The organism is Paraburkholderia silvatlantica, assembly GCF_003096715.1.
In the GTDB taxonomy this organism is placed as follows: Bacteria; Pseudomonadota; Gammaproteobacteria; order Burkholderiales; family Burkholderiaceae; genus Paraburkholderia; species Paraburkholderia silvatlantica.
Genome location: NZ_QEOL01000006.1, coordinates 102,254 through 116,289, shown reverse-complemented (window position 1 = coordinate 116,289; position 14,036 = coordinate 102,254). Strand labels below are relative to the sequence as shown.

At 66.2% G+C, this 14,036-nt stretch carries 11 protein-coding genes; 1 reads left to right on the top strand and 10 read right to left on the bottom strand.

What is annotated here, in order from left to right; all coding sequences use genetic code 11:
* Nucleotides 1-263: 263 nt before the first annotated feature.
* From C7411_RS10455 to C7411_RS10410, 10 genes are all read right to left on the bottom strand, one after another.
* Nucleotides 264-2,360 (bottom strand): dipeptide ABC transporter ATP-binding protein, encoded by a 2,097-nt coding sequence (locus tag C7411_RS10455; RefSeq protein ID WP_243413116.1) that lies wholly within the window; start codon nt 2,358-2,360, stop codon nt 264-266.
* Nucleotides 2,357-3,268: an ABC transporter permease gene (locus tag C7411_RS10450; protein WP_110384411.1), complete on the bottom strand. Its 912-nt coding sequence runs from the start codon at nt 3,266-3,268 to the stop codon at nt 2,357-2,359. The genes C7411_RS10455 and C7411_RS10450 overlap by 4 nt, the downstream gene beginning before the upstream one ends.
* A 5-nt stretch (nt 3,269-3,273) precedes the next feature.
* Nucleotides 3,274-4,308 (bottom strand): ABC transporter permease, encoded by a 1,035-nt coding sequence (locus tag C7411_RS10445; protein ID WP_110384255.1) that lies wholly within the window; start codon nt 4,306-4,308, stop codon nt 3,274-3,276.
* Between the two features lie 39 nt (nt 4,309-4,347).
* Nucleotides 4,348-6,036 carry an ABC transporter substrate-binding protein gene (locus C7411_RS10440; protein WP_110384254.1) on the bottom strand — a complete coding sequence of 563 codons (1,689 nt, stop codon included), beginning with the start codon at nt 6,034-6,036 and terminating at the stop codon, nt 4,348-4,350.
* 262 nt (nt 6,037-6,298) lie between these two features.
* Nucleotides 6,299-7,309: a HoxN/HupN/NixA family nickel/cobalt transporter gene (locus C7411_RS10435; RefSeq protein WP_110384253.1), complete on the bottom strand. Its 1,011-nt coding sequence runs from the start codon at nt 7,307-7,309 to the stop codon at nt 6,299-6,301.
* A 45-nt stretch (nt 7,310-7,354) separates the two neighbouring features.
* A complete protein-coding gene (locus tag C7411_RS10430) occupies nt 7,355-7,855 on the bottom strand; it encodes a cupin domain-containing protein (protein ID WP_110384252.1) in 501 nt (166 codons plus the stop codon).
* Between the two features lie 163 nt (nt 7,856-8,018).
* Nucleotides 8,019-10,127: an elongation factor G gene (gene fusA / locus C7411_RS10425; protein WP_110384410.1), complete on the bottom strand. Its 2,109-nt coding sequence runs from the start codon at nt 10,125-10,127 to the stop codon at nt 8,019-8,021.
* A gap of 275 nt (nt 10,128-10,402) precedes the next feature.
* Entirely contained in the window at nt 10,403-10,921 is a 519-nt protein-coding gene (locus C7411_RS10420) for a DUF192 domain-containing protein (RefSeq protein ID WP_110384251.1), read from the bottom strand.
* 249 nt (nt 10,922-11,170) lie between these two features.
* The gene (locus C7411_RS10415) at nt 11,171-11,371 is read right to left on the bottom strand and encodes a hypothetical protein (protein WP_028213393.1); all 201 of its coding nucleotides are present in this window, start codon (nt 11,369-11,371) and stop codon (nt 11,171-11,173) included.
* Nucleotides 11,372-11,715: 344 nt separating this feature from the next.
* Nucleotides 11,716-12,297: a pseudouridine synthase gene (locus C7411_RS10410; RefSeq protein ID WP_110384250.1), complete on the bottom strand. Its 582-nt coding sequence runs from the start codon at nt 12,295-12,297 to the stop codon at nt 11,716-11,718.
* Nucleotides 12,298-12,715: 418 nt separating this feature from the next.
* Between C7411_RS10410 and icd the strand changes: the two genes are divergently transcribed.
* A complete protein-coding gene (icd, locus tag C7411_RS10405) occupies nt 12,716-13,972 on the top strand; it encodes an NADP-dependent isocitrate dehydrogenase (RefSeq protein ID WP_110384249.1) in 1,257 nt (418 codons plus the stop codon).
* Nucleotides 13,973-14,036 lie beyond the last annotated feature (64 nt).

Genomic DNA, 14,036 nt, shown 5'->3' with positions numbered 1-14,036 from the left:
GCGCGTGACGGGGCCGATTGCACTGAATGCACTGGATTGCAGCGGCCGGATGCCTGATGCCGATGTAGCCAGTTTTGTGCCATCGGCGGGGGAAGGGCGTGCGGGGTGGACTTGACAATCGATGCGTCGCCCGCGTGGCAGAAAAAGCGCGGAAAACGTTACGGCGTTGAAACGCGCGTGCTGAATGGCGCGCTTCTCGTTGCGAAAGCGGACAACGCGGACAACGCAACGAAGCCCGATGCGATATGCGCGCTATCGCACCGTCAGGTCGCCGCTTGTGTGTCTTTGGTGGCGCTCTGTTGTGCGCGCAATTCGTCTACGGGAATGTGGCAGAGAATGCGATGGCCGCCGCCTGCGTCGGCGAGCGGCGGGGGCGCTTCGTCGCAAATGGCGCCGAGCTTGCGCGGACAGTGCGCGCTGAAAATGCAGCCGCGCACCGTGGCTTGCGCGCCGTTGGCCGTTGCCGCGCCGAGCGCGCGCGCGGCCAGCAGCGTTTCTGTATATGGATGCCAGGGGCCGTCGAACACCGCGCCAGCCGGGCCGCTTTCCACCACGCGGCCCGCGTAGAGCACGACGATGCGATCGGCGAGATAGCGCACGACATCGAGGTCGTGCGAAATGAACAGGTAGCTCACGCCGCGCTCGCGCTGCAGGCGCGCGAGCAGGTTGAGAATCGCCGCCTGCACGGAGACGTCGAGCGCCGAGGTGGGCTCGTCGCAGATCACGATGCGCGGCTCGCCCGCGAACGCCTGGGCAATCGCCACGCGCTGCTTGAGCCCGCCCGAAAGCTGCCGCGCGCGCGCCACGAGATAGCGCGCCGGCACGCGCACGGCCTCGAGCAGTCCCGCGATGCGCGATTCGTCCGAGGCCAGGCGGGCTGCCGACGCGTCGTCGTGCGGCCGGGACAGCGCGCGCGCGATCAGCCGCTTCACGGGCAGCGCGCGATTGAGTGAGGCGTCCGGATGCTGGAACACGACGCGCAGCGCCGCACGCTCGTCGGCTCGGCGCCGTGCGACGTGGGCGTGCAGGCGCTTGCCGTCGAGCTCGACGGCGCCGCCCGCATCGGGCGCATACAGGCCGAGCAGCATGCGCGCGAGTGTCGTCTTGCCGCTGCCCGATTCGCCCACGACGCCGAGCGTCTCGCCCGCATGCAGCTCGATCGATACGCCGTCGAGCGCGCGGACGGCTTGCGCGCCGTGTCCGAAGGTGCGCGAGACATCGAGCGCCCGCAACACGACGCGCGCTTCGGCCTCGCCATTCGACGGGCCATCGTTCGAGATCTGCGAACCGTCGCCGCCTCCGATCAGATTCCCGAACGGCAATTCGAGCGCGCGTTCGTGATAGTGGCAGCGCGACATCTGCTCGCCGTGCGGCGACGTCATGCGATGCGGCGGCGGCGCTTCCACGCGGCAGCGCGCGTCGGCGAGGCGACAGCGCGGCGCGTAGATACAGCCGGGCGCACTCGCGCCAGGTGCAGGCAACTCTCCCGGTATCGTGTCGAGCGCGCCCGCATGCTTGTTGCGCCCGTGCGCCGGCAGGCAGCGCAGCAGGCCGACCGTGTAGGGATGGCGTGCGCGCTCGAACACGTCGCGCGTCGCGCCTTCCTCCACGAGCCTTCCCGCGTAGAGCACGCCCACGCGCTCGCACATGCGCCCGATCACCGCGAGGTCGTGGCTGATGAGCAGCACCGCCATGCCCAGTTCCGCACGCAGCTTTGCGATGAGGTCGAGCACCTCGGCCTCGACGGTGGCGTCGAGGCCCGTGGTCGGTTCGTCGAGAATCAGGAGCGCGGGGTTCGACGCGAGCGCCATCGCAATCACCACGCGCTGCTGCATGCCGCCCGAGAGCTGATGCGGGTAGCTCGCCAGCACGCGGCCCGGATCGGCAATGCGCACGCGTTCGAGCATCGCGTGCGAGCGCGAGCGGGCCACGCTCGCATCGGCGCCCGCGGCTTCGAACGCTTCGTTCAGCTGGCGGGCAATCGTGAGCGTGGGGTTGAGCGCGCTGGCGGGGTCCTGATAGACCATCGAAACGGCGTTGGCACGCAGCGTGCGCAGGCCGTCGGCGTCGAGCGCGAGCACATCGTCGCCCGCGATCGCGATGCGCCCGGCCTTCACGCGGCCGTTGCGCGGCAGATAGCGCAGCGCGGCGAGCGCGACCGTCGACTTGCCGCAGCCCGACTCGCCTACGAGCCCATACGCTTCGCCGCCCCGGATGCGCAGCGAGACGTCGGTGAGCACGTCGCGGTCGCGCCCGCGCACGCGGTAAGCGACGGTGAGGCCGACGAGCGCGAGCGCGTCGTCGTCGCGCGGTGCGCTGAAAGTGGCGAGAGCGGGCCGCGAAGAAGCGGGGCGGTTCACGATTGGAGCACCTCGCGCAGGCTGTCGGCGATCAGGTTCACGGCCACCACGAGCGAGGCGATGGCGAGCGCGTCGAATGCCACGGTCCACCATGCGCCGCCCGCGAGCAGCGTGTACGACTCGGCGAGCGCGAGCCCCCAGTCGGCGGACGGCGGCTGGATGCCGAAGCCGAGGAACGAGAGCGTCGCCACCGCGAAGATCGCATAGCCGAGACGCACCGTCGCCTCGACGGCGATAGGCGGCCAGACGTTCGGCAGAATCTCCGTGAACATCACGGCGAACGCATTCGCGCCGCGCAAGCGGGCCGCCGCCACATAGTCGAGATGGCGCTCGGCGAGCACCGCCGCGCGCACCGTGCGCGCGATGAGCGGCGCGAACGTGATGCCGATTACGAGCACCACGGCGAGATTCGAGGCCCCCACGGCCGCGAGCACGAGCAGCGCGACGATCACGAGCGGCAGCGCGAGCACGGCGTCGAGCGTGCGCGCGACGAGCGTGCCGAATGCGCCTTCGAAGTAGCCCGTGACGAGCCCGAGCGCCGCGCCTGCGAGCGTGCCGACGAGCGTGGCGAGCGGCGCGATCGTCAGAATGTCGCGCGCGCCCACGATCACGCGCGAGCAGATGTCGCGGCCGAGCGCATCGGTGCCGCACCAGTGCGTAGGGTCCGGCGGCAGGAGCGAACTGAGCGGATCGGACGCGTAGGCGTCGTGCGGCGCGAACCACTGGCCCGCGAGCGCGCAGACGATCCACCACAGGAGGATCAGCGCTCCCGCGACGAACGAGGGCGAGCGCAGCAGCAGATGCAGCGTGTCGCGCACATGCGTGCCGGCGAGCGCTTCTGCGCCAGGTTCGCCCGGCGGCCGCGCATCAGGCGGTTCGCCGCCCGGGGAAATTGCTTCGGAAGCCATATCGTTTATCCACCTCCCGGCGAACGCAGGCGCGGGTCGAGGAACGCGTGCAGGGCGTCGGCGGCGAGATTGGCGAGTGTGTAGACCGCGCCCACCGCGAGCACGCCCGCTTCGAGCAACGGGAAGTCCTTGGCCTTCGCGGCGTTGAAGATGAGGGAGCCCACGCCCGGATAGCGGAACAGCGACTCGACCACGACGAGCCCGCCGATCAGATAACCGAGCTGCGTGGCCGCTACCGTCACGCTGGGCAGCAGCGCATTGCGCAGCACGTGCCGCACGATCACGACGTGGCTCGGCAGCCCCTTGAGAATCGCCGTGCGCGTGTAGTCGGCGTCGAGCGCCGTGATGGTGCCCGCGCGCGCGATGCGCGCGAGATAGCCGAAGAACACGAGCACGAGCGGCAGCACGGGCAGCACGAGATGCCGCAATGGCTCGAGCACGCCCGCGCCGCCGGGCGCGGTGGCCTCCGCGGTGGCCTCGATGGGCAGCCAGCGCAGCCACACGCCGAAGATGAGGATCAGCACGATCGACGAGACGAACTCCGGCACGGCGCTCGCGCACAGGCCGCCCGTGCTGATCGCCCGGTCGATCAGGCGGCCTTCGTGCAGCGCCGCCCATACCCCGGCCGCAATGCCGAGCGGCACCACCACCACGAACGCCAGCAGGCCGAGCTTCGCTGACTGCAGGAGCGCGTCGCCCACGAACGGAGCCACGGGCTCTTTGTAGCTCCACGACATGCCGAAGTCGCCGCGCAGCGCATGCGTGATCCACGAGACGTACTGGTCGAGCACCGGCCGGTCCGCGCCCAGCTCGTGATTGAGCGCGGCCACGGCGCGCGCGTCGGCGAGCGGGCCCAGCACGGCGCGGCCGATGTCGCCGGGCAGCAGCTGGCCGCCCGCGAACACGAGCACCGAAAGCAGCCAGAGCGTGAAGATCGCCCAGGCGGCGCGCTGGCCGAGAAAGCGCGCGATGCCCGCGCGCGGGGCGAATGCGCGTGCGGCGCCGGTCAGATTCGATATGGGCGGGTGCTCAGTAGCCATCGGACCTCCGTTTCGGGAGCGCTAGCCTCGCGTGCCGGTTCAGGCGGCGAGCGTCGCGCGGTCGAAATAGAGCTGGGCGAGCGCCGTGAAGCGCACGCCCGAAAGCGCGGCGCGCTGTGCGATCAACTGGTCGTAGAAGTACGGGATGATCACGGGCGTCTCGTCGAGCAGCAGCGTCTGGATCTGCCTCGCCACCTGCTTCTGGGCCGCCACGTCGAGCGTCGCCGCGAACTGCGCGACCAGCTTGTCGTACTGCGCGTTGCGAAAGTGCGCAGCATTCCACGTGCCGCCCGAAGTGAGCGGCGCGTTGAGAAACACGTTCGGCACGCCGCGGTGCCCATAGTCGGTCATGCCGAGTGGCGAGTCGAGCCAGTCCGATTTGCCGAACGTGCCCGCACCGTAGTATTGCGACTGGCTTTCCACCTTGAGCGTGATCCGTATGCCGACCGCCTTCGCCGCGTTCTGCACGACCACGGCGAGGTCCGGTATCTCCATGTACTTCTCGGTCGTGAGCGTCACGTCGAAGCCGTTGGGCATGCCTGCCTGCGCGAGCAACTGGCGCGCCTTCGCGACATCGATTTTGCGCTGGGGGACGTCGGTTGCCGTGGAGGGGAAGATGGGCGCGAACGGACTGTCGTTGCCCACCACGGCGCGGCCCTTGAACAGGCCGCGCACGAGCACGTCGCGATCGAGCGCAAGCGCGAGCGCCTGGCGCACGCGCTTGTCCCTGAACGTGGGCGAGTCGTTGCGCATGTGGATCTGGCGGTGCGCGCTCGAGCGCACGCCGAGCACCTTGAAGTCGGGATTGTTCAGGACACCGATGCCGCCCTGCACGGTGAAGGTGCCCATCACGTCGGCCTGGTGGCCTTGCAGCGCGAGCAACTGCGCCTGCTCGTCGGCGTAGAAGGCGAACTCCACGCGCGCGGGCAGCGACTTGCCGCCCCAATAGTCGGGATTGCGCACGAAGCTCACGCCGCGCCGCGCCTCGAATTTGTCGAGCTTGAACGGCCCGGTGCCGATGAAGCTCTTTTCGTAATTGCCCGCATAGTTCGCGGGCAGCATCACGGCGTTGTAGTTGTCCGAAGAAACGTAGTAGGCAAAGTTGCCATTGGGCGCATCGAGGTGGAACTCGACCGTGTGATCGTCGACCGCCTTCGTGCCGCCTTTGGAGAGCACGCCCTTGAGCACCGAGAGCGCCGCCGAGCCGGTTGCCGGGTCGGCGAGGCGATCGAAGGTCGCCACCACGTCCTTCGCGCCGAACGCCTGGCCGTCGTGGAATTTCACGTTGGGGCGCAGCTTGAACGTCCAGACGTCTGCTTTGGCGTTGGCTTGCCACGAGAGCGCGAGGGCGGGTTGCAGATGGCCTTGCGCGTCGTCGTTGGCGAGAAATTCGCCGGTCTGGTTCAGGAGACACAGCGCGCCCGCATCGGTCACGGTGAGCGGATCGACGGCGCCCGCGGGCATCAGATGCGCCACACGGATCGTCTGCTCGCCGGGTTTCGCCGCGCCCTGGGCGAGCGCGCCGCGCGGCACGGCGAGTCCTGCAAACGCAGGCAGTGCCGTGAGGCCCACCGCGCTTGCATAGCGCAGCAGCTCGCGGCGCGTGAGGCGGCCGGCAGCGAATTCGTCGAGTGCGTGGTTGCCGTGATCGCCGGCCTCGCGCCGCAGCGCTTCGAGGCGGGACGGGTCGGAGACGTCAAGCGGACGGCGGGACTGCGGTCGTTTCATCGGTGCGGGTTTCCGTGCGATTCCGTTCAGGGGACGCGCGAGGCCCGGGGGGGCGCGCGACGGCGGCATGCGGTACGGCAGACGACGAATGGGTGCAGCAAGGTGAAACGATTGACGGGGCTATCGGACGCACCCGGGGCGCATCAGGAGCGCAATAGCTGGGCCTAGTTTACGCGCTTTCGGCAAACGAGGCGAAGGGTAGGGTTTCGCGGGGTTGCGCGCGCGTGGCGCGCCGTGCAGTCGTCAGCGGGGCGCGAGTGTGCTAGCGGCCCGCGGCAGGCCGGCGCCAGCGATGGAACAGCACCGAGCCGATCCAGCAGGCAATGAACGCCGCGACGATGCCGTAGCCCAGCTCGCCGAAGCGCTCGTTCAGGCCGGCGATGAGCGTCCATGCGCCGCCGCTCGCCCCGAGCTTGCCGGCGATGAGTCCGAGCGCTTCCACGCCGCCGATCACGATCGCCACGAGCGCCGAGACGAACGTGATGCTCGCGTTGTAGTAGAGCTTGCGCCTCGGGTCGTCCATGGCCCAGCCGTAGGCGTGGACCATCAACACGTTGTCGGTGGAATCGACGAGGGTCATGCCTGCTGTGAAGAGCGCAGGGAACACGAGAATCGAATAGAGCGGCAGGCCCTTGCCCGCTTCGGCGGCGGCGATGGCGAGCAGGCCGATTTCAGTGGCCGTGTCGAAGCCGAGGCCGAACAGCACGCCCACGGGGTACAGGTGCCAGCTCTTCGTGACGAGCGCGAAGAGCGGCCTTAGCGCGCGCGAGAAGAGGCCGGCGGGCGCTGCGGCGGCGAGTGCTGCGTCGTCGCCTTGCTGCGCGCGGCGGTAACGCAGCCACACGTCGCGCAGGATCACGAGATTCACGCCTGCGAGCACGAGCAGGAACGTCGACGAAACGAGCGTGCCGATGGTCGCGCCGATTTCGTGGAACCGCTCGAAGCGGCCATGCAGCGAGAGCGCCGTGAGCGCGATGCCGAGCGTGGCGACGATTACGACCGTCGAATGGCCGAGCGAGAACGCGAGTCCCACGCCGAGCGGGCGCTGCCCCTGCTGCATGAGCTTGCGCGTGACGGCGTCGATGGCGGCGATGTGGTCGGCGTCCACCGCGTGGCGCAGGCCGAAGCCGTAAGCGAGCGCCGCCGTCCCGAGCAGCAGCGGATAGTGGCGAAACGCGATCAGCGCCCACGCCCACGCGCCGAGATTGGCGGCGATGAGCGCGGCATAGAGCGCAATCAGGCGGGCGCGGAGCGGGGCTGCGGGTCTCGTCATCGTGTCGTCATTGCGTCGTGGAAGGCGGTATGGGCGGCCGGGCGCTCAATGGCCGTGCGGATGACGGTGGATGGGGTCGACCCAGTACACGGTTTCCGGGGCTTCGACGGCGTCGATGTTCAGGTTCACCACGACGGCCTCGTTGTCGCTGCGCACGAGCACGCATTCGAGCGGATCGTCGGTGCTCGCGTTGATCTCCTGGTGCGGTACGTAGGGCGGCACGAAGATGAAGTCGCCCGGACCGGCCTCGGCCGTGAACTCCAGATGCTCGCCCCAGCGCATGCGCGCGTGACCGCGTACGACGTAGATCACGCTTTCCAGCGCGCCGTGATGATGCGCGCCGGTCTTCGCGTTCGGATGGATCGTCACCGTGCCGGCCCAGATTTTCTGCGCGCCCACGCGCGCCGCGTTGATCGCGGCCGCGCGGTTCATGCCGGGCGTTTGCGCCGTGTTCGTGTCGAGCTGATCGCCGCGTATCACCTTGACGCCGTTTTCGCGCCAGTCGACGGGCGCGTCGTCGTGCGGATGGTCGTGGTCGTGACTCATCGTCGTGTCTCCTTGACAGTGGGCCTCGCAGCGTTATCGCCGCATTGTGGCATGGTCAAAATTGCATCGCGCGCCTGCAAAAAAGCCCGTCCGCGGGGGACGGGCTTTCGTGCGCACAGCAACGCCTGCAGGTCGCCTGCAGGTCGCCTGCGTGTTGCCTCCGCTACGCCTTCTTCGCGTTGATCACCGCTTCGGCCACGTTCTGCGGGGTTTCTGCGTAGTGCTTGAACTCCATCGTGTAGGTGGCGCGGCCTTGCGTGAGCGAGCGCAGCGACGTGGAGTAGCCGAACATCTCCGAGAGCGGCACTTCGGCGCGCACGATCTTGCCGCCGCCGCCCGCGATGTCCTCCATGCCCTGCACGATGCCGCGACGGCTCGACAGATCGCCCATCACGTTACCCATGAAGTCTTCGGGCGTCTCCACTTCCACGGCCATCATCGGTTCGAGCAGGATTGGCCTGGCCTTGCGCATCGCTTCCTTGAAGGCCATCGAGCCGGCCATGCGGAAGGCGTTTTCGTTCGAGTCCACGTCGTGGTACGAGCCGAACGTGAGCGTGACCTTGGTGTCGACCACCGGGTAGCCCGCGAGCACGCCGGCCTTCAGCGTTTCCTGGATGCCCTTGTCGACCGCCGGGATGAACTCGCGCGGAATCACGCCGCCCTTGATGGCGTCGACGAACTCGTAGCCCTTGCCGGGCGCCTGCGGCTCGAGCGTGATGACCGCGTGGCCATACTGGCCGCGTCCGCCCGACTGCTTGACGAACTTGCCTTCCACATCTTCGACCTTGTTCTTCACGGTCTCGCGATACGCGACCTGCGGCTTGCCGACGGTCGCCTCCACGCCGAACTCGCGCTTCATGCGATCGACGAGAATTTCGAGGTGCAGCTCGCCCATGCCCGAGATGATGGTCTGGCCGGACTCTTCATCGGTTTGCACGCGGAACGACGGGTCTTCCTGCGCGAGGCGATTGAGCGCGATGCCCATCTTTTCCTGATCGGCCTTGGTCTTCGGCTCGACGGCCTGCGAGATCACCGGCTCCGGGAAGATCATCCTTTCGAGCACGATGGCATGCGCCGGATCGCAGAGCGTGTCGCCGGTCGTCGCTTCCTTCAGGCCCACCGCGGCCGCGATGTCGCCCGCGCGCACTTCCTTGATTTCCTTGCGCTCGTTCGCGTGCATCTGCAGGATGCGCCCGAGGCGCTCCTTCTTGTCCTTGGTCGCGTTGAGCACCGTGTCGCCCGAATTCACCACGCCCGAATAGACGCGGAAGAAGATCAGCTGGCCGACGAACGGGTCGGTCATGATCTTGAAGGCGAGCGCGGAGAACGGCTCGTCGTCGCTCGGGTGGCGTTCGATTTCCTTGTCGTGGAGGTCGTGGCCGAGAATCGCGGGCACGTCCACCGGCGAGGGCAGGTAGTCGATGACGGCGTCGAGCATGGCCTGCACGCCCTTGTTCTTGAACGCGCTGCCGCAGAGCATCGGCACGATCTCGTTGGCGATCGTGCGCTTGCGCAGGCCGCCCTTGATTTCCTCTTCGGTCAGGCTCTCGTGGTCGTGAAGATACTTCTCGAGCAGCGTTTCGTCGGCTTCGGCGGCGGCCTCGACCATCTTCTCGCGCCACTCGTGCGCGAGCTCGACGAGATTCGCGGGGATGTCCTCGTACTCGAACTTCACGCCCTGGCTCTCGTCGTCCCAGACGATCGCCTTCATCTTCACGAGATCGACCACGCCCTGGAAGTGATCTTCCGCGCCCACCGGAATCTGGATAGGCACGGCAACGCCCTTCAGACGCTCGCCGATCTGCCGCTGCACGCGGAAGAAGTCCGCGCCCACGCGGTCCATCTTGTTGACGAACGCGATGCGCGGCACCTTGTACTTGTTCGCCTGACGCCACACGGTTTCCGACTGCGGCTGCACGCCGCCTACGGAGTCGTACACCATGCACGCGCCGTCGAGCACGCGCATGGAGCGCTCGACTTCGATCGTGAAGTCCACGTGCCCGGGGGTATCGATGATGTTGATGCGGTGTTCGGGGTAATTGCCGGCCATGCCCTTCCAGAACGCAGTGGTCGCGGCCGAGGTGATCGTGATGCCGCGTTCCTGTTCCTGCTCCATCCAGTCCATGGTCGCCGCGCCGTCGTGAACCTCGCCGAGCTTGTGATTCACGCCGGTGTAGAAAAGGATGCGCTCGGTCGTCGTGGTTTTGCCGGCGTCGATGTGAGCGCTGATCCCGATGTTGCGATAGCGCTCGATGGGGGTCTTGCGAGGCACGGTGATCTCCTTGGAATGACGCGCCATGGAAGCTGCCGGGCGGCACGCGGCGCGGCCAGCGCGCGGCCCGATGCGCCGCAGGCGCGCGCCTTGGTGGCACGCGTCATGCGGGGGATTTATAGGATAGCGCTTGCGCGCCGGTTTTGCAGGGTGCATGCCGCGGCGCGGGAAGAGGCGGCAGCGCTGCGGAGCGGCGCCAGGCGGCGCGCTGGCGGGCAGGTGGGCTTGCGCGTTTCGCGCAGCGCGCGAATCGCGCGCGCCGGGTCACCGCGCGCTTACTGCAGCGGCGGCAGTCCCTGAATCACCATGCCGGGCTTGATGCCCTTCGCCGTGAACCAGCCCTTGGGCATTTCGAGTGCAAAGACGCCGTTATTGCGCGGGCAGTGGTTGTTGGTCGTTTCGGCCTGCATCTCGTCGATGTCGGTGATCGTGCCGTCGGCGCGAATGAACGCGATCGACAGCGGGATCAGCGTGTTCTTCATCCAGAAGCAGTGCACGGCGTTTTCGCCGAACACGAACAGCATGCCTTCATTGGGCCCAAGCCGCGAGCGGTACATGAGGCCTTGTTCACGGTCCGCGTCGTTTGCGGCGACCGCCGCGTCGATCACGAACATGCCCGCCGTGAGCTTCACGCGCGGAAATTCGCCCGGCTGCTTCGCGCCCGGCGGTATCTGCTGCGCCTGCGCGATGCTCGACGTGGCCGTCGCGGTGAACATGAGCGCCGCGAAAGCGGCCATTGGCAATGCGACGACAAGCGTGCAGCGCACGAACAACGAGCGCAGGGAAAATCGCACGAGAGACTCCTTGCTGTAGGGTAATCCGCGCATGTTACGCGACCAGGTCAGAGCGGGTCAAAATGCGCGGCGCGGTTCACGTCATCGACGTGATGCGGCGAGCGTGCGTGTCAAAAAGAATGGCTAAAAATCGGGCAGCCAAATTATCAGGCAGCCAAACAAAAAGGCAGAACGCCTTGCGGCGCTCTGCCTTTCGTCGCGCTGAAGAGCGGCAACGAATGCCGCTTCTTCATGCGTCTTACAGCAAGCTTACTCCGAAGCTGCCGAAGCGGCTTCAGCCTTCGCTGCCTTCTTGTGCGACGACTTCTTGTGAGCCTTCTTGTGCGACGACTTGTGAGCAGCCGAAGCAGCAGCAGCCGGAGCAGCCGAAGCAGCTTCCGGAGCCGAAGCTTGTGCGAATGCAGCCGATGCGAAGAGACCAGCGACCAGAGCAGCGATCAGTTTGTTCATGTTGTGAATCCTCAAGCTTGAGTTGATTAACCAAGTGACCCGGTTTTTGGAGTCAGGTCGGTAAACGTGCCATCCACCTTTCGGTTGACAGTCGCTTTCGACAAATTCGCCTGAATTTGATTTCTGCGTCTGCCAGCGGTCGGGACCGTACATTGCTGCGAGGACCCAGAAGGCTGAATGCCGGATAGCTTCTGGCGGCATCTGCGTCGGATAACGCATCGTCTCGCGAGACGGTTGACGCAAACTTTTCATTTGCTTCGTAACGAGACGCAACAGAAAGGTGAGGGGCGTGCCGCGTCATTCGAAAAAAATCGATCGGCACGCGAAAAATGCTTGCACAACAATCACTTGTGTTTGTGAGATGTGTTTTGCCAAGGGGCATTGGCGGGTACGTCGATGCTTTCGCCGGGCGCGAGGCCAAGCGAAAAAATATCGAGCGCGCCGATCGCGACGCGTACGAGCCGCAACGTTGGATAGCCCACGGCCGCGGTCATGCGTCGCACCTGCCGGTTCTTGCCTTCGCTGATCGCAATCTCGACCCACGTCGTGGGTATGGACGCGCGATAGCGAATCGGCGGATTACGCGGCCACAAATTTTCGGGCTCGACAATGATTCTTGTTCGACACGGCTGCGTCACGAAGTCACCAAGATCGATGCCGCGTTCGAGTGCGGCAAGCGCTGCCGCATCGGGTTCGCCTTCCACCTGCGCCCAATAGCGCTTCACGAGCTTGCGTTTCGGTTCGGCAATGCGCGCTTGCAATGCGCCGTCGTCGGTGAGGAGCAGGAGCCCTTCGCTATCGGAGTCGAGCCGGCCCGCGGGATAGACGCCCGGCACCTTCACCCAGTCCGCGAGGGACTGACGTGTTTCGTGCGGCGAAAACTGACAGATCGTGCCGAACGGTTTATTGAGGGCGATCAAACGCATGACAGGGCGGCGGGTACGAGTGGATAGCTGGCTGGCGCCGAGATCTTAATGCATATTGCGTTTCGCCGAGTTCTGCATCTTATATAAGACATAAGACACGAGCGGACCGGATCATCCCTTGGCGGTGCGCGGCACGCGAGCGCGAGGCGTGGGCTAGAATAGCCGCCAGACCCTCACGCCGACGGACCGTCCGCGCTGCCAGGCGGGCCGCCCGGTATGCTGCTTACTGCGCTGTGTTGCGCGCCGTGCGTCGCGTGTCTCTGGACAGTCTTGCTGCGAATATCGACCGCGCCGGTGGTCGGGAAGCCGCCACGGCGAGATGCCTTTCTCGCCGGGCGAACAGGCTTCGCCGCCGCCGCGAGGCGCCGAGCGCCGCGTCACACCCGCTACAACAGCCTTGCCCTTACTGGAGTCGATCATGCCGTATCAGCACATCGTGGTTCCGACCGGCGGTGAAAAGATCACCGTCAATCCGGACTTCTCGCTCAACGTCTCGGACCAGCCGATCATCCCGTACATCGAAGGCGACGGCACGGGCGTGGACATTACGCCGGTCATGCTGAAGGTGGTCGATGCGGCAGTCGAAAAGGCCTACGGCGGCAAGCGCAAGATTCACTGGATGGAAATCTACGCGGGCGAGAAGGCGACCCGGGTGTACGGTCCCGACGTGTGGCTGCCCGACGAAACGCTCGATGTCGTGAAGGAATACGTGGTGTCGATCAAGGGGCCGCTCACGACGCCGGTTGGCGGCGGCATCCGGTCGCTGAACGTCGCGCTGCGCCAGCAACTCGACCTGTACGTGTGCCTGCGCCCCGTGCAGTACTTCAAGGGCGTGCCCTCGCCGGTGCGCGCGCCGGAGAAGGTCAACATGGTCATCTTCCGCGAGAATTCGGAGGACATCTATGCGGGCATCGAATGGCCCGCGGAATCCGAAGGCGCGAAGAAGCTCATCAAGTTCCTGCGTGAAGAGATGGGCGTGGCGAAGATCCGCTTTCCGGACAGCTCTGGCGTCGGCGTCAAGCCGGTGTCGCGCGAGGGCACCGAGCGTCTCGTGCGCAAGGCGATCCAGTATGCGATCGACAACGAGCGCCGCTCGGTCACGCTCGTGCACAAGGGCAACATCATGAAGTTCACCGAAGGCGCGTTCCGCGACTACGGTTACGCGCTCGCGCAGAAGGAGTTCGCAGCGGAACTGATAGACGGCGGCCCGTGGATGAAGATCAAGAATCCGAAGACGGGCGGCGACATCGTGATCAAGGACGTGATCGCCGATGCCTTCCTGCAGCAGATCCTGCTGCGCCCGGCCGAATACGATGTGATCGCCACGTTGAACCTGAACGGCGACTATATTTCCGACGCACTGGCGGCGCAGGTGGGCGGCATTGGCATCGCACCGGGTGCGAATCTTTCGGACTCCGTGGCGATGTTCGAGGCGACTCACGGCACGGCCCCCAAGTATGCCGGGAAGGACTATGTCAATCCGGGCTCCGAAATTCTCTCGGCGGAAATGATGCTGCGTCATCTCGGCTGGGTCGAGGCGGCTAACCTCATCATTGCTTCGATGGAGAAGTCGATTCTGCAAAAGCGCGTGACTTATGACTTCGCGCGTTTGATGGAAGGGGCGACGCAGGTGTCGTGCTCTGCCTTCGGGCAGGTGATGATCGAGAATATGTAGGCGGAACGCGACGCATCGCTGTCCCAGTGGAAAAAACCGGCAGACCGAAAGCGCTGCCGGTTTT